Annotated in this window: 13 protein-coding genes; all 13 read right to left on the bottom strand. The window is 74.3% G+C overall.

Features of this window, described 5'->3' with window-relative positions; translation table 11 throughout:
- Positions 1-28: 28 nt before the first annotated feature.
- The 13 genes from MXD62_RS29020 to MXD62_RS28950 all read right to left on the bottom strand — a co-directional run bounded on the left by MXD62_RS29020 (position 29) and on the right by MXD62_RS28950 (position 21,982).
- Positions 29-1,789, bottom strand: coding sequence for a hydantoinase B/oxoprolinase family protein (locus MXD62_RS29020; RefSeq protein ID WP_248832566.1), 1,761 nt, complete (start codon positions 1,787-1,789; stop codon positions 29-31).
- Positions 1,786-4,128 carry a hydantoinase/oxoprolinase family protein gene (locus MXD62_RS39910; RefSeq protein ID WP_248832565.1) on the bottom strand — a complete coding sequence of 781 codons (2,343 nt, stop codon included), beginning with the start codon at positions 4,126-4,128 and terminating at the stop codon, positions 1,786-1,788. Before MXD62_RS39910 ends, MXD62_RS29020 begins: the two co-directional genes overlap by 4 nt.
- Before the next feature lie 13 nt (positions 4,129-4,141).
- The gene (locus tag MXD62_RS29010) at positions 4,142-5,200 is read right to left on the bottom strand and encodes an LLM class flavin-dependent oxidoreductase (protein ID WP_248832564.1); all 1,059 of its coding nucleotides are present in this window, start codon (positions 5,198-5,200) and stop codon (positions 4,142-4,144) included.
- 19 nt (positions 5,201-5,219) lie between these two features.
- A complete protein-coding gene (locus tag MXD62_RS29005; RefSeq protein ID WP_248832563.1) occupies positions 5,220-6,206 on the bottom strand; it encodes an ABC transporter permease in 987 nt (328 codons plus the stop codon).
- A 61-nt stretch (positions 6,207-6,267) separates the two neighbouring features.
- Positions 6,268-6,696 carry a TIGR03618 family F420-dependent PPOX class oxidoreductase gene (locus MXD62_RS29000; protein ID WP_020462315.1) on the bottom strand — a complete coding sequence of 143 codons (429 nt, stop codon included), beginning with the start codon at positions 6,694-6,696 and terminating at the stop codon, positions 6,268-6,270.
- Positions 6,697-6,792: 96 nt separating this feature from the next.
- Positions 6,793-7,317: a TIGR03618 family F420-dependent PPOX class oxidoreductase gene (locus tag MXD62_RS28995; RefSeq protein WP_248832562.1), complete on the bottom strand. Its 525-nt coding sequence runs from the start codon at positions 7,315-7,317 to the stop codon at positions 6,793-6,795.
- Positions 7,314-8,600: an HAF repeat-containing protein gene (locus MXD62_RS28990; protein ID WP_248832561.1), complete on the bottom strand. Its 1,287-nt coding sequence runs from the start codon at positions 8,598-8,600 to the stop codon at positions 7,314-7,316. Before MXD62_RS28990 ends, MXD62_RS28995 begins: the two co-directional genes overlap by 4 nt.
- Positions 8,601-8,715: 115 nt before the next feature.
- Positions 8,716-9,579, bottom strand: coding sequence for a methyltransferase domain-containing protein (locus tag MXD62_RS28985; RefSeq protein WP_248832560.1), 864 nt, complete (start codon positions 9,577-9,579; stop codon positions 8,716-8,718).
- Positions 9,580-9,656: 77 nt separating this feature from the next.
- The gene (locus tag MXD62_RS28980; RefSeq protein WP_248832559.1) at positions 9,657-12,641 is read right to left on the bottom strand and encodes a LuxR family transcriptional regulator; all 2,985 of its coding nucleotides are present in this window, start codon (positions 12,639-12,641) and stop codon (positions 9,657-9,659) included.
- A 370-nt stretch (positions 12,642-13,011) separates the two neighbouring features.
- Positions 13,012-14,787: a bifunctional 3-(3-hydroxy-phenyl)propionate/3-hydroxycinnamic acid hydroxylase gene (locus MXD62_RS28975; protein WP_248832558.1), complete on the bottom strand. Its 1,776-nt coding sequence runs from the start codon at positions 14,785-14,787 to the stop codon at positions 13,012-13,014.
- On the bottom strand, positions 14,784-15,590 hold the full coding sequence (locus MXD62_RS28970) for an arylamine N-acetyltransferase (protein ID WP_248832557.1): 807 nt from the start codon (positions 15,588-15,590) through the stop codon (positions 14,784-14,786). Before MXD62_RS28970 ends, MXD62_RS28975 begins: the two co-directional genes overlap by 4 nt.
- Positions 15,583-18,993 (bottom strand): acyltransferase domain-containing protein, encoded by a 3,411-nt coding sequence (locus tag MXD62_RS28960; RefSeq protein WP_285224225.1) that lies wholly within the window; start codon positions 18,991-18,993, stop codon positions 15,583-15,585. Before MXD62_RS28960 ends, MXD62_RS28970 begins: the two co-directional genes overlap by 8 nt.
- A 64-nt stretch (positions 18,994-19,057) precedes the next feature.
- The gene (locus MXD62_RS28950; protein WP_248832556.1) at positions 19,058-21,982 is read right to left on the bottom strand and encodes a type I polyketide synthase; all 2,925 of its coding nucleotides are present in this window, start codon (positions 21,980-21,982) and stop codon (positions 19,058-19,060) included.
- Positions 21,983-22,155: the final 173 nt, after the last annotated feature.

The following is a 22,155-nucleotide window of genomic DNA, read 5'->3' as shown; positions in this document are numbered from 1 at the left end:
TATTCAGGACAGGCGCCGAGGGGATTCCTCAGGCGAGCGGGGGCCTCGCTGCCGCGCGGCGGGCACGCGTCTCGACGGCATCTGGTTCGCCGGTCGCCGGGTCGAGGATGACGCCGTAGGCCTCCCGTGCGGCCGTCCACGAGACCAGGCCGTCGCGGACGTCAGCGGCGACCGCGTCGGCGGGTCGGTCGAGGGGGTCACCGAAGCCGCCTCCGCCGGAGGTGTGGATCTCAACCACGTCCCCGCGGTCGAGCCGTAGCAGGGAGTTCGTCGGGGGGTGACTGATCCGCCCGTCGGCGTGGTGGACGATGCCGCGGTTGGCGGGGGCGGGCGCCCCGCCCGCGGTGCCGAACGGCGCTGTCAGGTCGAGGGCGCCCGATCCGATGCACAGCACGGACAGGTCGTCCTGGTCGATTCGCCAGCGTGACACCGCACCGAGGCCGCCGCGCCACCGGCCGGCGCCGGCCGAGTCGGTCTCGTACTCCTGGCTGAGCACGGTGGTCGGCGCGGTCAGCTCGTGCAGCTCGACGTCGATCTCCCGGCCGCCACCCATCGCCACCGGCGGGCCCACGGCGTCCCAGCCGTCGAAACCGTGGGTGGCGCCCGAGCCGCCTTTCATCGCGCCGGTGACGGCGAACGGCCGGCCGGTGCGCGCGTCGACCCCCATGGCCGCGAACGTGTAGCCGCGGCACCAGGCCGCGTTCGTCACCGTCGGGTCGGCCTGCCCCACGGCCTCCCACACCGTCTCGACGATCGTCTCGCAGGCGGTCAGCGTGCACAGCGACGTCGCGGCCGGCTCGACGGCGTGCACGATCGTGCCCGGGGTGGTGCGGATGTCGAGGGCCGCGAGCGCGCCGCTGGTTCGGCGCTGGGTGGGATCGGTGACCCCGAGCAGGCCGATGAGGACCGCGGCGGCGGTGTTCGCCGGGGTGGAGTTCGCGTAGCCGACGACCTGCGGGTCGGAGCCGGTGAAGTCGAACAGCGCCGACTCGCCGCGGATGGTCAGCTCCAGGCGCACCGCGATCGGCTCGCGGTGGTGCGCTCCCCCGTCGTCGAGATGGCGCACCGACCTGAACACGCCGTCCGGCAGCCGCCCGATCTCGGCCCGCATGTGCCGGCGTGACGCGTCGAGCTGGTAGGCGATGGCCTCCTCGACCGGTTCGACGCCGTAGGCGTCCAGCAGCGCGACCAGCTCGCGCTCGCCGAGCGTGGCGGCGCCGATCTGGCAGTCCAGGTCGGCCTCGACGACGTCCGGCAGCCGCAGGTTCAGCAGGATGAGATCCCAGACGTCCCGCTGGCGCCGTCCGCGGTGGTGGAGCCGGACGGGCGGGATGCGCAGCGCGTCCTCCCAGCAGTCCCGGGCGTACGGGTTGTAGCCGACGACGGCGCCACCGGTGTCGGCGTGGTGCCCTTTCGTCACGGTCCAGAACCGGTGCACGCCCCGGTGGAACACCGGCTTCATGATCGTGATGTCCGGCGGGTGGTTGTTGCCGTGGTACGGGTCGTTGAGGACGAACACGTCGCCCTCGTGCAGGTCACCGGCCGCGAACTCGGCGGCGAACCGCGCGGTCACGCCCGCCAGGGCGCTGGGCAGCGAACCGGCCAGGACGGGGATGTAGTCCTTCGTCGCGACCCAGTCGCCCCGCGCGGTGAAGATCCCGGTGACGAAGTCCCGGCTCTGGAACACCATCGACCGGCAGGAACGCAGCATGGCCTGCGCCATCTGCTCGGCGATCGCGTGCAGCCGGTTGTCGACGATCCCGGCCAGTGCCGGGTCCGCGCCGGTCATCCGGCCACCGCGACGCCGAGGGCGCCCGTGCTCGCGAGCCCGAGCCGGTGCAGGACGGCGTCCGCGGTGTCGGTGGCCGCGAAGACCAGGACGGTTCCGTCCTCCGTCAGCTCGAAGGCGTGTCCGGGCGGGACGACCACGGTGCTCGCCGGATGCGCCACCAGCGCCGGGCCCTGCTGGGGGCTGCCGGGCCGCAGCGTCGCCGGGTCGTGGACGTCCACCTCGCGGAAACCGCCGTCGAACCACACCGCGCGCCGGCGCGCCGCCGCGGGGGGCGCGGCCGTGGGCGGCGCCGCGGGTGGGGGGTGGAACGAACCGGCCGGGGCGGGCGGGAGAGCTGGGACGCGGGCGGCCAGGCGGAGGTTGACGATCTCCACCGCGAGCTCCGGGCGCCGGTACCCGTAGCGCAGCTCGTGCTCGTCGTGGAACCGCTCGAGGAGATCCGCCAGCGCGGCGTCATCGGTACGCGGGAGCACCGACCCGGCCTGCTCCGCGGAGGCGGCATGATCCCCTTTCTCTTCGCCGTCCGCCGGCCCGGCGCCGGGTCCGGCGTGGTCCGCGAAGGGAACGGGGATCTCGTGGACCTGGCCGGCGTAGCGGACGTCCGCGCTCCTGGTGAACCCGACCCGGCCCGGCCCGGCCAGGTGGGGTCGCAGGTCGTCCAGCGCCTCGGCGGCCATCCGACCGAAGGCCGCGTCCAGGGCCGACGGGGCCGGCGGCACGCCCGGGTCATCCGGGTCGGGGCGGACGGTCGTCACGTAGTGGCGCACCAGGTCGGTCCGCAGCATCCCGCGGGCGCACAGGACGGAAGCACCGGCCGGGACGACGACCAGCGGAATTCCGAGCTCACGGGCGATCTCGACGGCGTGCAGGGGCCCGGCGCCGCCGCCGGCGACCAGCGCGAACCGCCGCGGGTCGAGGCCCTGGCGCCCGGTCAGCAGCCGCAGGCTGTCAGCCATCGCCGCGTTCACCGCGCGGTGCACACCGGCGGCCGCCTCGATCACCGCGCCGTCCGCACCCCTGGCGGCAGGATCTTGACCGGCGGAACCCCAGGTCCCGAGGCGCTCGGCGAGCGCGCCGACGGCCTGGGCCGCCGCATCCCGCGAGAGCGTGATCCCGTCGCTGAAGCCGTCCGGGTCGAGGTAGCCGAGCAGCAGGTCGGCGTCGGTCACGGTCGGCTCGGTGCCGCCGCGGCCGTAGCTCGCCGGGCCCGGCGCCGCCCCGGCGCTGCGCGGGCCGACCCGCGGCAGCCCGCCCGCGGTCACCCAGGCCACCGACCCGCCGCCCGCGCCGACGGTGCTGATGTCCAGGGCGGGCAGGCAGACGGGATGCCCGGCCAGTGAGCCGCTGCTGGTGGTCTCGGTGTGCCCGCCGCGGGCCAGGCTCGCCTCGAAGCTCGTACCTCCCATGTCGATCGTGATGGTGTTGATCATGATCGCGTCGGGCGGCCGGGACCCCCGCCTGCCGAGAGCGCGCACGATCTCGGCGACCGCCGCCGGCGCGCCCGCCGGCCCGGAGAGCAACGTCTCGACGGCGCGGTCGGCGGCCTGCTCCAGCCCGACGACACCACCGTTCGACTGCATGATCAGAACTCGGCCCCGGTAGCCGAGCTCCGCCAGCCGGTGGGCGAGCCCGTCGAGGTAGTCGCGCAGGACGGGACCTACGTAGGCGTTGAGCGCGGTGGTCGTGGTCCGCTCGAACATCCGCACCTGCGGGACGAGCCGGGAGGCCGTGGTGACGAACACCCCCGGCAGCTCCTGCGCGAGGATCGCCGCGGCCTGCCGCTCATGCCCGTCGAACAGGTAGGAGAAGACGAAGCTCACCGCCACGGCCTCCACCCCGGCGGCGCGCAGCCGCCCGGCCGCGCGGCGCACGTCGGACTCGTCCAGTGGCGTCACCACGGCGCCCGTCCGGTCCACCCGCTCGCGGACGGGGATGACGAGACGGCGGGGCACCAGAGGCGGCGGCGGGGCGGACTTCGAGGCGAACTGGTCCTCGCGGCTGCCCTGCCGGGCCGGGAGCACATCGCGCAGACCGGCGGTCGTGACCAGCCCCGTACACGCGCCCGATCCGGTGATCAGGGCGTTGGTGGTGATCGTCGTGCCGTGGACGATGGTTTCGGTGCGGCCGAGCAGCTCGTGCGGCGCCAGCCTCTCGGCGGCGGCCAGCGCGGTGAGCCCGGCGATGACGGCCCGAGCCGGGTCCCCCGGCGTCGAGCTCGTCTTGTGGACGGCCTCCGTCCCGTCCGGGCGGCGCAGGACGAGGTCGGTGAAGGTCCCGCCGACGTCCACCGCGACGCGGTATCCCCCGCCCGCGCCGCCCCGCGGGGCGGAGGTCACCGCGGGCCCGCGGTCACTGGGCGGGCCACGGCGGGTCGGGGACGGAGGTCCGCAGCGTGGGCGCGATGTCGGTGGCGAACAGCTCGAAACTGGCCCGGCGCTGGTCGTGGCTGAGCCCCTCGGCCTCCACACTGAAGATCAGCGCGCTGTTCCCGAGCAGGCCGGCGTCGCGCTCGACCTTCTCGATGACCTGCGCGGGGCTGCCGATGAGCGCCGAGCTGCGCTCGACGAAGTCCTCCAGGGTCGGGAAGTCCGGCGGCATGCCGATGCCGCTCTGGGCCCGCAGCCGCGCCTCGAAGATCGGCCGGAAGTCGGCCAGCGCCTGCTGGGAGGTGGGCGCGCTGTAGTAGGCGGTCGTCCCCGCGCCGGTGTAGAGCGCGGCCGGGTCGCGGCCGTAGGCCTCCCAGCGCTGCGTGTAGTGGTCGGACAGCCAGGTGTACTTCTCCGTCGGCGCGGACGCGTTGGAGAACATCACCGGATCGCCGAACTCGGCGGCGAGGTCGACCGAGTCGGGGGACGTGCCGCCGCCGTGCCAGATGCGCGGCCGGGCACCGCCGGGGCGGGGCACCGGCCGGGGCAGCGTGGTCACCCGGTCCAGTGGCGGGCGGGTGGTCCCGCGCCAGCTCACGTCACGCTCGGTCCACAACCGGTGCAGGAGGCGGAACTTCTCGTTGAGGGCGTCGCGCTGCTGGTCGCGGGTCAGCCCGAACAGCTCCGCCTGCCTGGGGCCGGAACCCTTGCCGATGATCAACTCGACCCGGCCGCCGGAAAGGTGGTCGATGGTCGCGTAGTCCTCCGCGACGCGGACCGGGTCGAGCACTGACAGCAGCGTGACGCCGGTGAACAGGCGGATCCGGGACGTCAGCGCGGCGATGTGGCCCAGCAGGACGGTCGGGGACGTCGACAGGAACGGCGGGTGGTGGCGCTCACCGAACCCGAAGCCGTCGAATCCCAGTTCCTCGAACAGGACAGCCGTCTCGACCGCGCGGCGCACGACCTCGGTTTCCGACGGCAGCCGGCCGGTCTCCAGGTCCGGCGAGTGCGCGAGTGCCGACAGGCCGATGAACTTCACCTTCGGAGACCTCCGGGGATCACGTTACGGACGGGGCCGGACCGACCGCGACCGCCTCCGGAGCGCGGCGGGCCGCGCCCCCGTCCCGGGCGATGCGGGGGTCGAGCAGCGGATAGAGCAGATCGACGAGAAGGTTGACGGCGACGAAGACCGCCGAGCCGAGCAGGACCACGCCCTGCACCACCGGCAGATCCTGGCTGTCGACCGCGGCCTGGGAGATCCGGCCGAGGCCGTTGCGGGAGAACACGACCTCCACCACGATCGCGCCGGCCAGCAGTCCGCCGACCAGGATGCCGGCGATGGTCAGCGCCGGCAGCGCGGCGTTGCGCAGCGCGTGCCGGACGTTCACCCGCGCCGGTCCGGCGCCCTTCGCCCTGGCCAGGTCGACGTAGTTCTGCCGCAGCTCGTTGTCCAGGCTCCGCGCCAGCAGCTGCGCGATCAGGGCGGCGGGCTGCAGCGAGATCGTGACGGCGGGGAGCACCAGGCTGCGCCAGCCGCTGTTGCCGATGGCCGGGAACAGCTGCCACCGGAACGAGAACCACTGCAGCAGCAGGAGCCCGACGAGGAAGCTCGGGACGGCCACGCCGAGTGGGGGGAGGGTGAGCAGCGTCTGGCGCAACCAGCGCCGGTGGGTCAGCGTCGCCGCGACCGCCAGGCCCACGCCGAGCGCCACCCCGACCACCAGGCCGAGCCCCGTGATGGCGGCGGTCTGCGGCAGGGCGTCCCCGATCAGCTCCCGCACCGGCTGACCGGACTGCACCGACCGGCCCAGGTCGCCGTGGAGGAGGTCGCCCAGCCGCCCGAAGTACTGCTCGAACAGGGACCGGTCCAGGCCGAGCTCGTGCCGGCGGGCCGCGAGCTCGGCCGGGGTGAGGGAGTTACTCGGCCCGATCATGATCGCCGCCGGATCGCTCGGCAGCGCGTACAGCACGACGAACGAGAGCGTGAACGCGGCCCAGAGAACGAAGGCCCCCTGCAGGAACCGCCCGAACAGATAGCGCGTCATCTCGGGACCATTCTCCGGAAGTGTGTTCCCGCTCCGTTCACACCCGTTACCGGTGCCGACCCTACTGCTGCGGGCGGGGGCGCGGCGGCGGGTTCTTCGGGTCGGGGAAGTGAATCACCTTCTGCGGGGTGAAGCGGATGGCCACCCGGGTGTTGTCGTCGACGTCGTGCAGCTCGTCGAGATACTTCAGGGTGAGTTCGTCGGCCAGCTTGTTCCCGTCGATGTCGAGCACCTCGGCCACCCCGCGGATCTCCACCGAGGTGTAGGGGTCGTCCCGGGGGTAGAGCGACAGGTTGACCCGCGGGTCACGGGAGATGTTCCTTTCCGTGCGCCGGCCGACGTGGGTCACGAAATACAGCTGATCGTCCTCGTCCCGTTTCACCAGGATTATCGAGGAGTGCGGACTTCCGTCGTCGTTCACCGTTGCGATGACCGGGAGGTTCTGCGCGTCCAGCCACGACCGTGTTTTGTCGTCGAGTGTCACACCCATTTCCGGAACGTACCAGCGGGGGAACCCACCCGGTCACCCCTGTGACTCCCCTGTCTTATCGCCTGGTCGGTCGGCGGGAGGGCGCGGCCGTGAAGGTCAGGCGGGTGGCGCGGGAATGTCGAGCGCCGTGCCGTACAGCCGGCCGACGCGCAGCCGGATGACCAGCCGGCGGTCGGCCGCCATGTTCCGCAGGAACTCGGCCTCCAGCGCCGGGTCGGCGAACGGTGGCTGCAGGGCGAGCAGCTCGCGCCCGGCGGGATCGCCCGGCACCGAGCTCACCGCGGAGAGCTCGACCGTGCCCTGGGCCACCGCGAACGACAGGTAGTCGGGCGCGGTCACGTACAGCGCCGCGCGCGGGTCACGCCGCAGCAGGCGCACCTTCAGCCGGTCCTCGGTGGTGCTGATCCGGATCGTGCGTTCCGTGGGGTCCCAGCTGTAGGCGACCGTCGACAGGTGCGGATGGCCGTCCCGCTTGTTCGACGCGAGCGCGCCCATCTGGTGGTTGGTGAGGATCCGGCTCAGCTCACCGTCGGTGAGCGCGAGCGCGCCGGGGCCCCGGCCGGGGCCGTATCCCTGCGGCGCCGATCCGTCCGGCGCGGCGGCGCTGTCCGTGTCGGTCATCCGCCGGTCACCGTCCAGACGAAGCTGTGGACGCCGCCTGTCTCGTCGATCGCGTAGCCGAGCACCCTGCCGGCGGCGTTGATGTCTATTGCGAAGCTCTGGGTGAAACCGGCGGGCACCCCGAGGTCGATCGGGCGGTCCCTTTTCCAGAGGATGGCATGTGGCCGCCCGTCGCGGGCGACGCCCCAGCCGGCAGCCTGTCCGGTCTCGTTGACGGCGAGCGCCTCGCTGGACGTCCCGCCGGGCAGGACACCGAGGTCGACGAGACGGCCGCCCTGCCAGCGCACGGCGTGCCAGCCGGAGCCGGTGCCGCTGCGCCCGACGATGTGGCCGGAGTTGCTGATGTCGCGCGTCTCGGTCTCCAGGTTGGCCAGGGTGCCCAGGTCGGTGAGGGCAGCCGGCCAGCCGGCCCGCGCGGGGGTCCAGACGAAGGAATGGGTGCGGTTGGGGCTCTGTGCCAGGGCGCCGTACCCGATCAGCTGGCCGCTGTCGTTGAGGTCGGTCGTGGTGGTGGTGAGCCCGAACGGGCCGATGTCGGTGGTCGCGGTCGGCGTCCAGACGAAGGCGCGGTCGGTGGCGTCGGCGCCCGCGGCCCGGCCGGTGCCGAACACCTGCCCCGAACCGTTGAGGCCCACGGCGTTCGTGACCGGGAACGGCGCGACCGCGACCCGGCTGCCGGCGGTCCACAGCGCCGCAGCGCCGCCCTCGGTCAACAGGACCTGGCCGGCGTCGTTGACGGCGAGCGGGTGGCTGTTCCCGCCGGCGGCGGAGATGTCGGTCGGGTCCGCGCCGTCCCAGCGCAGCGAGTGCGCCGTCCCGCCGACGGTGGTGAAGCCGACGACCTGGCCGTTGTTGTTCAGCGCGACCGGGAAGCTGAACGCCCCCGGGTCGGCGCTCGGCGCGTTCAGCGGGGTGAGCGTGCCGTCGGCCCAGGTGAACGCCTGGAAGGGCTGCGGGCCGCCGAGCAGGCCGTAGCCCGTGACGACGCCTGCGTCGTTGAGGTCCTCGGGGAACAGGTTCGTGGCCAGCCGGTCCGGCGCGCCCACGTCGGTGACGGTCACCCGCGGGGAACCGGCTGTCTCGGAGGCCGCGGCCGTCTCGGAGGCCGCCCCAGTCTCGGGCGGTGCGGCTGTCTCGGCCGGTGCGGCCGCGAGAGCCGGCGAGGCGGTCACGGCGCTGCCGAGCAGACCGGCCGCGACGGCCGCCGCGGTGGCGCGGACGAGCCGCACCCGCCGGCGGGGCCGCCGCCCCGGTGGTTCGGCCCTGAACGGATACGCCCACATGGTCCGGGCGTTCCCGGAAAGCCGCGGACGAGAAAAAGGGGACATTGCAGAATGGTGGCACCGGCCGACGGCCGGAAAACTCCCCTAAGAACCCCCTCTTTCGCCGGGCGGGTCGTTACTCGGCCGGACGCTCGGCCACCACGACGAGGTAGCCGATCTCACGGAGCCCGTCCACACCCGTGCTGGCGAGACGCTGGTACAGCTCGTCGCCGAGCAGGTCGTCGAGGTTCTCCCTGTCCCGGCGGATCCGCTCGGCGAGCAGCTGGAACGACCGCGCGATCACCTGGTCGCTGACATCGATGAGTTCCAGCGGGCGCAGCCCCGCCCCGCGCAGCAGCGCCGGATAGTCGTCGAACCGAACACTCGGACCGAGCAGCAGACCGGAATAGAAGCTGTCGACCGCGTGCCGCTTCTCGTCCGGGACCGGCGACCGCTCGAAGATGTCGGTGGCGACGAAACGGCCGCCCGGCCGGATGACCCGGGTGATCTCCCGCAGCACCTGGGCGCGGTCGGGGACGTGAATGATGGATTCCAGCGCCCAGGCGGCGTCGAAGGAATCCGGACCGAAGGGAAGCTCCGCGGCGTCGGCGTACTCGAACTCCAGCCGCTCGGAGAGGTTCTCCTCGCGCGCCCGGTCGGTCGAGCGCCGCACCTGCTCCCGGCTGATCGAGATCCCGACGACCGAAGCCCCGGTAGCCCGGGTCAGGCGGACGGCGGGGATGCCGGAGCCCGATCCCACGTCGAGCACCCGGTCCCCGGTCCGGACCCGGATCTTCTCGATCATCAACTCGGTGAGGCGCTCGGCCGCCGCCTCGAGTTCGGCGACGTCCGTGCCGGGGGCGGGCGGGGTGCCGTCGGGCGGCACGTCCCAGTAGCCGAAGTGGAAGTTGAGATCCTCGTCCTGCGCGGTCTGGTAGGTCGTGAGGTGGTCGTAGAACTTCCCGACCTCTGCCGCGAGCGCGCTCGTGGGATGCGCCATGAAGATCCCTCCATGAGGTGTCTGATGGGTGCGGCGCGCGGGGCGTCCCGCGCGCCGGGTCTGCCGGGTCTGCCGGGTCAACCGGTGTGGGTGGCGTCCGTCCACAGGTCGGCGGGGAGGTCCTGACGGCGTTTGACGTTGAGCTTCCGGTAGACCCGGGTCAGGTGCTGCTCGACCGTGCTCGGCGTGACGTAGAGCCGCAGCGCGATCTCCCGGTTCGTGTAGCCCATCACCGCCAGTGACGCCACCCGCCGCTCCGAGTCCGTCAGGCCGGTGATCATCTCCTGGTCGGCACCGAGCCCGAAGACAGCTCTGCCGTCGCCGGAGATCGCGAGGAGCTCCTGGGCGAGCGGTCGCGCACCGCACATCGTGGCGATGTGCAGCGCCCGCCGCAGCAGCAGCCGCGCCCGCCGCCGCTGGTCGAGATGATCGTGGACGCGGCTCAGGTCCGCCAGGACGTAGGCCTGCCCGAGCCGGTCCCCGGTGGCCTCGAGGAGCTCGAGCGCCTCGGTGAGCGGCTGAAGCCGGCGCCCGGGCGGGCTGGCGGCGGCGAGCAGGCGCAGGGCCAGACCGCGGACCCGAGTGGCACCGGGCCGGCCCAGTTGTTCCTGGGCCAGTTGGCGGGCCTGGTCCACGTTTCCCAGCCGCAGCCACGCCTCGGCGGCGCCGATGCGCCACGGGACGAGAACCGCCGCGTCGAGGCCCCAGCCGCGGATGAGGTCACCGCAGGCCAGGAAGTCGGCGAGCGCGGCGTGGGCGTGGTTCGCGGCGAGATGGTAGTGGCCACGGGCGTGCAGGTAGTCCAGTCCGTAGCGACTGGCGACCATCTCCTCGGGCACGGTCTGGACGAGCTGCCTCGCCGCCTCCTCCAGGTCCCCGGTCCGGATGGCTGCCAGTACCAGGGTGCCCAGCGGCAGGCCGATCGCGACTCCCCACGCCTTGGCCGGCAGGCGACGCAGCGCGGCACGGGCGTGGTCGGCGGCGACCGCCAGATCGCCCTGCTCGAGCGCGAGGGCGCCACGCACCGCCGTCGCCATCGCCCGCGCGGTCTGGTCCTCCAGGTCGGGATCGGCCAGGACGCGCTCGCACCAGGCGACCGCGGCGTCCATGCGCGGAGCCCTGGTCAGCAACAACAGGGCGAGCAGCGCCACCTCACCGGCCCACGGATCGGCTCGCGCCAGGTGCAGATCGCGCAGGGCGCTCTCGGCCCGGTCCGCCCCGACGAGACCGGACCCCACCGGGCCGGTGCCGGCCACACCAGCGCCGGTGATGCCGGAGGGCCCCGGCTCGCGCCCCGTCCGGTGACCGCCCGCGGCCACCGCGTCGGCGAGCAGCGCCGCTGACCGCAGCCACGAGTCCGCCGCCGGTGCCGCCGGCACCGCGCTGCCCGCGGCCGGCCCACGCCGGCGGCGAGCCAGCGGCGGATGGACGGTGGCGAGCCAGACCTCCAGGTCGTGCACCTCGGCCGCGTCGTCCTCGGGCTCCGCCTGGGCCACGGCACGCATCCGGGCGAGCAGATCCTCGGCCTCGGCCGAGCGTCCGTGCCACAGCAGCTGACGTACCAGGGCCGCGTTGGTCCGCTGTTCCAGCAGGCCGGCGTGGGCAGCGCTCACCAGCGGGGAGAGATGGCGCGCGGCCGCCGCCGGGCTCGTCTGCCACTCGGCATGCGCGAGCCGGGCCCGGATCGCGGCGCGTTCCCGCTCACCGGCGGCGGACCGGGCCGCGAGCCGCAGGCAGGCGGCGGCCCGCTCGGGCCGCCCGTCGAGCAGCGCCTGCTCGGCCGCCTCGACGAGTACGCCGGTTCCCCACGGGGGCTGCACGTCGTTGCCCTCGACGAGGTGTGCCGCCACGGTCGCCGCCGGCGCGCCCTGCTGGTGGCGAAGCCGCGCCGCCCGCCGGTGCAGATCAGTCCGCTCGGACGCCGTCAGATCGCCCAGCACCGCGTCCCGGGCGACCTTGTGGCGGAAGCGGCCGTCGTCGAGGAGCCCGGCGGCATTCATGGCGTCGAGGGCGCGTGCCGCGGCGGGGACGTCCGCGCCGATCATCCCCGCCAGCGTCGCGGTGTCCGGTGCGACGACCCCGTCGGGCACCGGCGTCTCCAGCACCGCCAGGGCCCGGGCCACCTGGACCGCGACGGGCTCGCCGCGGTGCAGACAGCTCAGCAGGGCCAGACCGAAGACCTCCGGACCGGGCTGGCCGAACCCGCGGTCGTCCTGCACCAGCGCGGTCAGCAACAGTGGATTGCCCCCCGTGACCTGGTACGGGTCGGTGACAGAAGGGTCCGGAGTGACCGGCGTGGCCGCGGCGAGGAGGTCGCGGGAGCCGGCGGGCGAGAGCGGGCCGACCCGCAGCGACCGGAACTCGGGCGCCCGGACGAGCTCGGCGCGGAACGGCAGGTCCAGCGGGTGCGAAGCCAGATCACCGGCTAGCAGCACTGCGATGCGCGCCGACCCGAGCCGGCGCACGAGGTGCAGCAGGAAGTGCAGGGAGGGGACGTCCGCGTACTGCACGTCGTCGATGCACAGCAGGACGGGACCGCGCTTGCTGAGGTCGAGGAGGAGGAGCGTGAGCTCCTGGTGGATCTGGACCAGTTCGCGATCCGGATCCGGCCCCAGCCTGCCGGCGATCGCGGCACCGACGTCGAGGAGCTCCGCGATGCGGGCCGCCCGGCCCGCCCCGTCCGCCCGCGCCTCGCGGCCTCGGCACCCGTCCTGGGTCGCCTCCTCGCACAGGGTGTCCGTGCCGCGGGCGGTGTCCGGGTCGGCCGCACCGTCGGGACCGGTGCAGACGGTGCCGGCGCCGGTTTCACCGTCGCCCGCCGGCAGGCCGCGCAGGAGCTGGCCGACCACTCCGAGCGGGAGGACGTGTTCGGCACGGGCGCAGGTCGCGGCGCGGACTGTCACGCCGCTGCCGGCGGCCCGGGTGCCGCAGTAGCGGACGAGCTCCGTCTTACCGGTGCCGACCGGGCCGTCGATCAATACGACGCGGCCGCTTCCCGCCGTACATTCCGCCAGGAGAAGGTCGAGCTGACGGAGAATGTCGTCACGTTCAACCAGTGCCACTGACGGCCTCTCGTTTTGTCCATGACACGGGGCTTCGCCCGCGCCGCGACCGGCGGGTGGACAATATTCCTGCGGTGATTACCTCGGTGATCCGGCGAAATCCACGGACTGAGACGTCGACCGGGTGCAGATGTCCGAATTACCGACTGGGGGATCTGGGACATGGCGGACGCCGAGCACGGCGGTTCCGTCCATCGTCGCCGGGCGCGGCCCACCGGCCGGGAACTGCGGACCCATTCTCACCCCATTGCACAGGTGGGGGGCATGGATACGGCTCCGCGCATGCTCCTGGCGGGGACGTTTCCTGCCGGCCCGGGAGCCCATGGCGCACCCTTCCCCGACGAGCCCGGCCCGTCCAGGGACGGAACAGCTAATGCTTCCCGACGGGAATCGGGGCGCCGAGCGCGGCCAGCAGGTCACCGACGAGTTCCTCGACGGAATCCGACCGCTGTACCGCCGGCCCGCCGGCCCGGGTGTCCGCGGCCGGCGGTGCCGCCGCCGGGACACGGCCGAATAGGTAGAAGTCCGGCCGCACCAGAACGGCATCGGCGCCGGCGAGGGCGAGATAACGGAGATAGACGTCGTCGACGTCGACGACGGTGATTCTTGCGCTCGCGTCCGCGCTCCCGGCCGCGACGGCGGGAGGCTCCTCACCGGTGGCGGGGACAACATTGACCAGCCGTCCGCCCAGAAGCGCAAAAGCGGCGTCCGTCTCGGGGCGGAGATGGAGATGCCCGCCGGCCGGCCAGGTGGCCAGCAGGACGAACCCTGGCTCGACGAACTCGTCGAACAGCCCGGTGCGGTCACCGACCCGAACTCGTCCCTGCGGCACGAGGTCACCCACCGGAACCGACGGCGGCCCCGGACGCCCCGGGCGGGAAGGCTGCGGGGGACGCTGGGGGCCACCACCGCGTGCGGCGGCCCCGCCGCGCAGGAACCCGGCGGTCAGCGGCTCGACGGCGGACTGCGCGCGGTCCTCCCGCAGCCCCCGGGCACGCACCGCGATCATGACCTCGTCCCGGTCCCGGGCCGCGGCCGGGTCGGTCTCGCAGATCACCCGCCCGAGGTCCATCGACATGCCGATCGCGTGCTGGACGTGCGCCCGCCGCTCCAGGGTGTAGGTGTCCAGCAGCTCAGCCGGGGCGGTTCCGGCGAGCACCAGGTCGAGCTTCCAGGAGAGATTCGCCGCGTCACGGAAGCCCGAGCACATGCCCTGCCCGGCGAACGGCGGCATCAGGTGCGCGGCGTCCCCGGCGAGCAGCACCCGCCCCACCCGCCAGCGGTCGACGTACCTGGCCTGGAACGTGTAGACGGCGTGCCGTTCCAGCGTGGCGTTGCCCGGGTGCAGGCCGAACAGACCGAGCAGCCGCCACGCCGACTCCGTCCGGCCGAACTCCTCGGCCGGTTCCCCGGGTAGCCGCATGAACTCCCACCGCCGGTGCCCCGGCCCGGCGGACACGGCTGTGCGGGGCCGGGCCGGGTCGCAGATCTGGAGGTTGTTGGGCCTGTGCACCGCCGGTTCGCGCAGGACCACGTCACAGGTCAGCCAGTCGTTGAAGTAGGCGAAGTCGGTGGTCTCCACGCCCAGGCTCGTCCGCACGAAGCTGTTCGCGCCGTCGCAGCCCACCACCCAACGGGCGCGGAGGCGCCGGGTGCGGTCCGGCGGCGAGCCGTCGAGGACGGCCGTCAGCTCGACGTGGCCGTCCCGTTCGGCCAGCGCGACCACCCGGTGCCCGCGCAGCACCCGCAGGCCCGGCAGGCGGGAGCCCCGCTCCGCGAGCGCCTCCTCCAGCGCCGGCTGGTACATCGACGTCGAGTCCGGCCAGCCGGAACGCCCGCGCTCGGGGACGTCGACGTGCAGCAGCACGTCACCCGCGGCGTTGCGCCAGGTGTAGTCGCGGGACGGCTCACCGAACTCGGTCATCGCCGGGCCGACGCCGGCCGCGGCGAGGATGCGGGCCGACTCGCCGTCGAAGGAGACCGCGCGCGGCATCGGGTACGGCCGGGGCCATCGCTCCAGGACGGTGACCCGCCAGCCGCGCCGCGCCAGCAGAATCGCCGTTGCCTGGCCGACCGGCCCGTAGCCGACGACGACGACGTCGGCCTCGGCCTCGGCCTCGACCTCGGCCGGCTCGGACGCGGTCACCGGGCGTCGCCGGTGGGCGCGGTGGCGGGTGCCGGCGGGCGGCGGAGGATGTCGCCGAGCACGCGGGCGTGCTCGGCCGGGTCGGTGAGCACCCGCATGGCCTCGTGCCCGTTGTCGACGGTCACCAGCCGCTTGCCGATCAGGATCCGCTGCCCGGAGAGGGTCGCCCGGCCGCGCACGAGCGTCCCCGCTCCCGCCAGCGCCCGGGCGAAGGCGGTGAGCTCCTCTGACGGGGCCGACCAGTCAGCGGGGTCGCGCGGTACCGGCCGGAACCGGTACACGGCGGCCCAGTCGCCGCGCCGACCGCGCCGCTGCAGGACGTGGTAGCCCTCGCTGCCGACGATGCGGAAGGACGTGCCGAACTGCCGCTGTTCCTGCGTGCCGAGCAGCAGCGGCTCCAGGTAGGACGGCCCCACGAAGCCGACGTCGACGAGGAGCACCTCGTCGTCCAGGCGGACGAAGGTGAAGATGTGCTCCAGGTCCGGTCCGAAGGATCCGTCGACCTGCCGGATGGCCGCCGCGTACACGCCGGTCTCGAATCCGAGCTCGGCCAGCAGGCGCCGGAACAGGCCGTTGAGCTCGTAACACACCCCGCCACGGCCGCCGAGGACCACCGCGTCGAACACGGCGTCGGCGTCGATGTCGACGCCCTTCCACAGGTCCGTGCCGCGGGTGGAGTTCAGCTCGCTGTCGTAGGGCACGGTCCGCAGGTGGGCGTGGTGCAGGCGGCGCAGCGTCTCGAGGCTCGCGTCGGCCGGGCCACGGTGGTCGAGCGCCTTCAGGTACGCCTCGACGTCAAACACGGGTCTCGACCTCCAGCCGGTCCAGCAGGTACGCGGCGACCTCGCGGGGCACCGCGTGGTCGAACAGCAACATCGCGGGCAGCGTGAGGCCGGTCGCCGCCGCGAGACGGTTACGCAGCTCGACGGCGGTCAGCGAGCTGAACCCGATGTCGAAGAACGCGCTGTCCGGGCCGACCTCGTCGGTGTCGGCGTGACCCAGCACCGCGGCGGCCTGCGCCCGGACCAGCTCGATGAGCCGGGCAGGCCGCTCGGCGGCGGGCAGCTCGGCGAGACGGGCGCGAAGCTCCTGCCCGGCGTCGTCCGTCTCCGCGTTCTCAAGCCCTGAGTCCCCAGGCCCAGCGTTCTCAGACCCCGCGGGCTCAGGCTCCGCATCCTGCGCCGCGCCCGCTTCCGAACCTGCCGGCAGCCGGGCCGAGATGTCTCGCGTCACGTCACCGGTCATGTGGTCACCTCCGGAGTCGACTTCCAACCCACCGCCGCGGCCACCCGGACGAGGCGTGCCGGACGGCCGGCCCGCGCCGGTCGAAGCGAGCCAGTAGCGCCTGCGCTGGAACGGATACGTAGGTAGCTCGACCGCGCCGCCGCCTGACGGCACGGGCCGGTCGCCGGTGCCGGCCGGCCCGTCGTGGGCGGCGGCGTGCGGCGCCCCCGCGAGGTCGACCGTGACCCCGCGTACGAACGCCGCCGCGGCGGAGCGGGTGAAACGGTCCGGACCGCCGTCGTCGCGGCGCAGGGACTCCAGCACGGCGACCGGCGGCCCGTCCCACTGGTCCACCGTCTCCGCGATGGCGGGCGCGAGCACCGGGTGGGTGCTCACCTCGAGGAACACCCGGTAGCCGCCGTCGAGCAGGCTCCGCGTGGCGGACGCGAACCGGACCGGGCACCGCAGGTTGCGGTACCAGTACCCGCCGTCGAGCTCGGCGTCCTCCACCCACTTCGCGTCGACGGTCGAGAAGAACGGCACCCGCGGCGGGCGCGGGTCGAGACCGGCGAGCGCCTGGATGAGGACACCGGAGATCCGTTCGACCTGCCGGCTGTGCGAGGCGTAGTCCACCGGGATCCGGCGGGCCCGGATCCCCTCGCTCTCGAAGGCGGCCACCAGTTCGTCGAGCGCGGCGTCCTCGCCGGCGAGGACGACCGACGCCGGGCCGTTCACGGCGGCGAGCTCGACCTGGTCAGCGAACGGCGCGAGCCGTTCGGCGACCGCGGGAACCGGCAGCGCCACGGCCGCCATCCCGCCCCGGCCGGTGAGCCCGCCGGCGATCGCCTGGCTGCGCAGTGCGACCACCGCGGCGGCGTCGGCGAGGCTCAGCGCCCCCGCCGTGTAGGCGGCGGCGATCTCGCCCTGCGAGTGGCCGACCACCGCGTCCGGGCGGACCCCGACCGACTCCCACAGCCGGACCAGTCCGGCCGCCACGGCGAAGGAGGCCGGCTGGACGACGTCCACCCGGTCGAGCGAGGGTGCGCCCGGCACCTGGCGCAGCACGTCCTCCACCGACCAGCCGACATGCCGGGCGAGCGCGCGACCCGCCAGCGCCACCTCTTCGGCGAAGACGGGCGAGGCGTCGAGCAGCTCGGCGCCCATCCCCGCCCACTGGCCGCCCTGGCCGGCGAAGACGAAGACGGTCTGGCCGTCGACGTCCGCCGAACCGGTCACCAGGTTCGCCGCCGGCTCACCGGCGGCCGCCGCCGCCAGGCCCGCGAGGCCGGACTCCCGGTACTCGGCGATCACCACGGCGCGGTGGCGCAGCATCGCCCGGCTCGTGCGCAACGCGGCGCCGGCGGCGTCGACCGGCACGTGCGGCTGTTCACGCAGAGCCGTCTCCACCCGCCCGGCGAGGACCCGCAGCGCCGTCCGGCTCGCGGCGCTGACGACCCAGGCGGCCGGTGCGGCTCCGGCTCCCGCCGGTCTCCCGTCCCCGTCAGGGAGTTCGCCGGCGGTCGAGGGCACGCCGGGCGGCGGTTCACCGGCGCCGGGCGGTGGCCCAGGTGCCTGCTCCAGGATGACGTGCGCGTTGGTGCCGCTCACGCCGAAGGACGAGACCGCGGCGCGGCGCGGCCGGTCACGCGCGGGCCACGGCCGTGCCTCGCTCAGCAGGCGGACCGCGCCCGACTCCCAGTCGACCTGGTCCGACGGGACGTCGGCGTGCAGTGTGCGGGGCAGTTCGGCGTGCTCCAGCGCCGCCACGATCTTGAGGATGCCGGCCACCCCGGCCGCCGCCTGGGTGTGGCCGATGTTCGACTTCAGCGACCCGAGCCACAGCGGATGCTGTGCCGGCCTGCGTCCGTAGGTCGCCAGCAGTGCCTGGGCCTCGATCGGGTCGCCGAGCGGCGTACCCGTCCCGTGGCCCTCGACGACGTCCACGTCCTGGGTGGTCAGGTCCGCGTCGGCGAGCGCCTGGCGGATCACCCGCTGCTGCGCCGGGCCGTTCGGGGCGGTCAGGCCGTTGGACGCCCCGTCGGAGTTCACCGCCGAGCCGCGCACCAGCGCGCGCACGCGACGTCCGTCGCGGTGGGCGTCGTCCAGCCGCTCGAGGACCAGCACCACGGCGCCCTCGGACCATCCCGTGCCGTCGGCGCCCGCCGCGAACGACCGGCACCTGCCGTCGGGCGCGAGCCCCCGCTGGCGGGAGAACTCGACGAACGGACCCGGCTGGGCCATCACCGCCACCCCGCCGACCAGGGCAAGCTCGATCTCACCGGCCCGCAGCGCCCGCAGCGCCAGGTGGACGGCGACCAGGGAGGACGAGCAGGCCGTGTCGACGGTGACCGACGGTCCCTCGAGACCGAGCAGATAGGAGACCCGCCCGGAGACCACGCTGCCGGAGTTCCCCGTCCCGAGCAGCCCCTCCAGCTCCGGCGGGACGTCGGTCACGCCGGTCGCGTAGTCGTGGTACATCACGCCCGTGTACACGCCGACCCGCCGGCCGCGCAGGGATGTCGGGTCGATCCCGGCCCGTTCGACCGCCTCCCAGGACACTTCGAGCATCAGCCGCTGCTGGGGGTCCATCGCGAGGGCCTCACGCGGGGCGATGCCGAAGAACCCGGCGTCGAACGCCGCCGCGTCCAGGAACCCGCCGGTCCGCACGTAGGACGTCCCGGGGCGGGTCGGGTCGGGGTCGAACAGCTTCTCGAGGTCCCAGCCACGGTCGGTGGGGAACGGCGAGAGGCCCTCCCTGCCCTCGTCCACCAGTCGCCACAGATCGTCGGGAGAGGTGACCCCGCCCGGCAGCCGACAGCCGGCACCGACGATCGCGACGGGCTCCCGGACGGGCGTCTGACGGGTGGGCTCGGAGAGCTGGACGTTCTCCCTGCGCAGTCCGTCGTTCTCCCGTTGCAGCCGCTCGTTCTCCAGCAGCGAGGCGCGCAGTGCCTCGACGAGCGTGTCGTGGGACGTCGCCATGTGACTCTCCGGTGCTTCGGGGGCGGGTGCTGGGCGGGAACGGGCGGTGGGAGGGAACGCGGGGTCAGGCGGTGCGACCCAGCGCCCGCGCGACCAGCCCTTCGACGTCCATCGCGGCGATCAGACTCGCCTCATCCGTCGTGCCGGCCTGGCCGGCGCCGTCGGCGTGGCCGGCGTGGCCGGCGGGTTCGGGCTCGGGCGTCTCGAACGCGATGTCCGGCTCCCGTGGCGCCAGTTCGGCCGCGAGCCGTTCCGCGAGCGCCACCGGTGTCGGATGGTCGAAGACGAGCGTCGCGGGAAGCCGGACCCCGGCCTCCGCCGAGAGCCGGTTCCGCAGCTCGACGGCGGCCAGCGAGTCCACCCCGAGCTCACGGAACGCCCGGGTCGGGCCCACGTTCTCGACCCCGCGATGTCCCAGCACGGTAGCTGCGTGACCACGCACGAGACGGACCAGGAACCGGTCGCGCTCCACCTGGTCGAGCCCCGCCAGCCGTTCGCGCAGGGCGAGCCGGGGCACGCGGCGGGCCGGCGCGGCGGGCAGGGCGCGCGCGACGTCCCGCAGCAGCGCGGGCAGCCGGCCGTCGGCCAGTTGTTCCCGCAGCACGGCATGGTCGAGACCGTTGGCCACGAGCAGTCCGTCGCCCGGCGCCGGGGACGTGCCGGCCGCCAGCGCGGCGTCGAAGAGAGCGAGCGCCTCATCGTCGGGCAGCGGCCGGAGACCCTCACGGCCGAGCCGGCCGCGACCGGCCTGGTCCAGGTGCGAGGTCAGGCCGCTCGCCCGCGCCCACAGCCCCCACGCGACCGACACCGCCGGCAGGCCGAGGCCGCGGCGCAGTCGCGCCAGGCCGTCCAGATAGCCGTTGGCGGCCGCGTAGTTCGCCTGCCCGGCGCCGCCGAACACACCGGCCCCCGACGAGAACAGCACGAAGGCCGCCAGATCCAGCCCGGCGGTCAGGCGGTGCAGGTTCCAGGCGGCGTCCGCCTTCGGCCGGAACACCCCCTCGAGCCGAGCCGCGGTCTGCGCCGCCAGCACCCCGTCGTCGAGGACGCCCGCCACATGCACGACACCGGTCAGTGGGCGTTCGGCCGGGATATCGGCGAGCACCGCCGCGAGCGCATCGCGGTCGGCGGCGTCGGCGGCGACCACCCGCACCCGCGCGCCGGCCCCGGCCAGCTCCGCGACCAGCTCGTCCGCTCCCGGCGCGGCCGGTCCGCGCCGGCTGAGCAGGACGACGTCGCGCACGCCGTGCGCCCGGACGAGGTGCCGGGCCACCAGCGCGCCCAGCGTCCCGGTACCTCCGGTGATCAGCGTCGTCCCGTCCGCGAGCACGGGACGGGAGCCGGCCGCCCGGCCGGTCGGCGCGGGCGCCACCGCGGCCGGGACGAGCCTCGGCACGAACGCGCGGCCCGACCGGATCGCGAGCTGCGGCTCGTCCGCGGCGGCCGCGAGGGCGACCAGCCGTCCGAGGCCCGGCACGTCGGCGTCGGCGTCGGCGTCGGACACGCTGCCGCTGCCGGCCACGGTGTCGGTGTCGGTGTCGGTGTCGGTGTCGGTGTCGACCAGGAGGATCCGGCCGGGGTGCTCGGCCTGAGCGGCACGCACCAGGCCCCAGACCGCGGCCGTGCCGGGATCGACGACGTCGTCGATCGACGCGGAAGGCGGCAGACCGACGGCGCGCCGGGTCAGCACCACCAGCGGCGAACCGGCCGGCGAACCGGCGGTCGCCTGACCCGTCGCCGGGTCGGTCAGCCGGTCGCGCAGCCAGTCGAGTGCGCGGGCCGTGAGGGCTCGGGCCGCGGTGGGATCCACGGCCGGTGACTCCCCGGTCAGATCGAGCACCCGTGCGTCCCAGGCCTGGTCGCCAGCGGCGTCGACAGCCGGGTCGGGCGAAACCTCTCCCGACGGCAGCACCGCCGCCGAGGGCGGCCGGAGGGACGCCCACGCGAGCCGGAACAACGAGTCCAGCCCGCGCTCTTCCGGACTCGCGAGCTGATCGGCCGCGACCGCCCGCAGCACCAGGGATTCCACGGTGGCCACCACCGTCTCCGTCTCCGCGGCCGAGTCGACCGCGCCGAGGAGTGTGAGGGCGAAGCCGTCCCCGCCGGCCGGGACCGCCCGGACCCGAAGCCGCGCCGCACCGGCGACACGCACCGTGACACCCGTCCAGGCGAACGGCAGCAGGAGGTGCCCCGGTTCGGACGCGGTGAGCCCGGCCGCGCTGGTCGCCTGCAGCGCCGCGTCGAGCAGCGCCGGATGCAGCGCGTACCGGCCGGCCTCGGCGTGCAGCTCCGGCGGGAGCGCGACCTCGGCGAACACCTCCCGGTCACGCACCCACAGCGCCTCGACCCCCTGGAACGCCGGGCCGTAGCGGTAACCGCCCTCCGCGAGCCGGTGATAGAACTCCTCCACCGGAAGGCTGCGCGCGCCAGCGGGCGGCCACACCCCCGGTTCCGCTCCCCGTCGCGCGGATGTCGTGCCGGGCTCCTGGATGTCGTCCTCGCGAGTCCGGGCGACGAGATGACCGGCCGCATGGCGGATCCACGGCCCCGCGACGCCGGCACGGCGCGAGTGGACCGACACCGGGCGGCGGCCGGTCTCGTCCACCTCACCGACCTGTACCTGGAGCCGGACGTCGCCCGGATCGGGCAGAGCGAGCGGGGCCTCGATCACGAGCTCGTCGAGATCCTCGTAGCCCGTCTGCGCGCCGGCACGCAGCGCCAGCTCCACCACGGCCGCGCCGGGGAGGATGACGGTGCCCGCGACGGCGTGATCGGCGAGCCAGGGCTGTTCCCGCAGTGCGACCCGCCCGGTGAGGACCGTCGGCGCACCACCCGCCAGTTCGAGGGCCGCGCCCAGGAAGGGGTGGTCAGCGGCGTCCAGGCCGGCGGCGGTCACATCACCGGGGCCGCCGGAGGGGTCCGCGTCCAGCCAGTAGCGCTCGTGCTGGAACGGATAGGTCGGCAGGTCAGGCCCCACACCCACACCCACCGCGACCCCCCCCACGCCCGCCGAACACCCCGGACCAGTCCACCGCAACCCCGCGCACGAACAACTCCGCCGCCGACCGCAGAACACGCCCACCACCCCCCTCACCACGCCGCAACGACCCCACCACCACCGCATCCGACACCCCCACCTCCTCCAACACCTCACCCACCGCC

Origin of the sequence: Frankia sp. Mgl5 (assembly GCF_023242985.1) — a bacterium.
GTDB lineage: Bacteria > Actinomycetota > Actinomycetes > Frankiales > Frankiaceae > Parafrankia > Parafrankia soli.
This window is presented reverse-complemented; position numbering and strand designations above follow the sequence as displayed.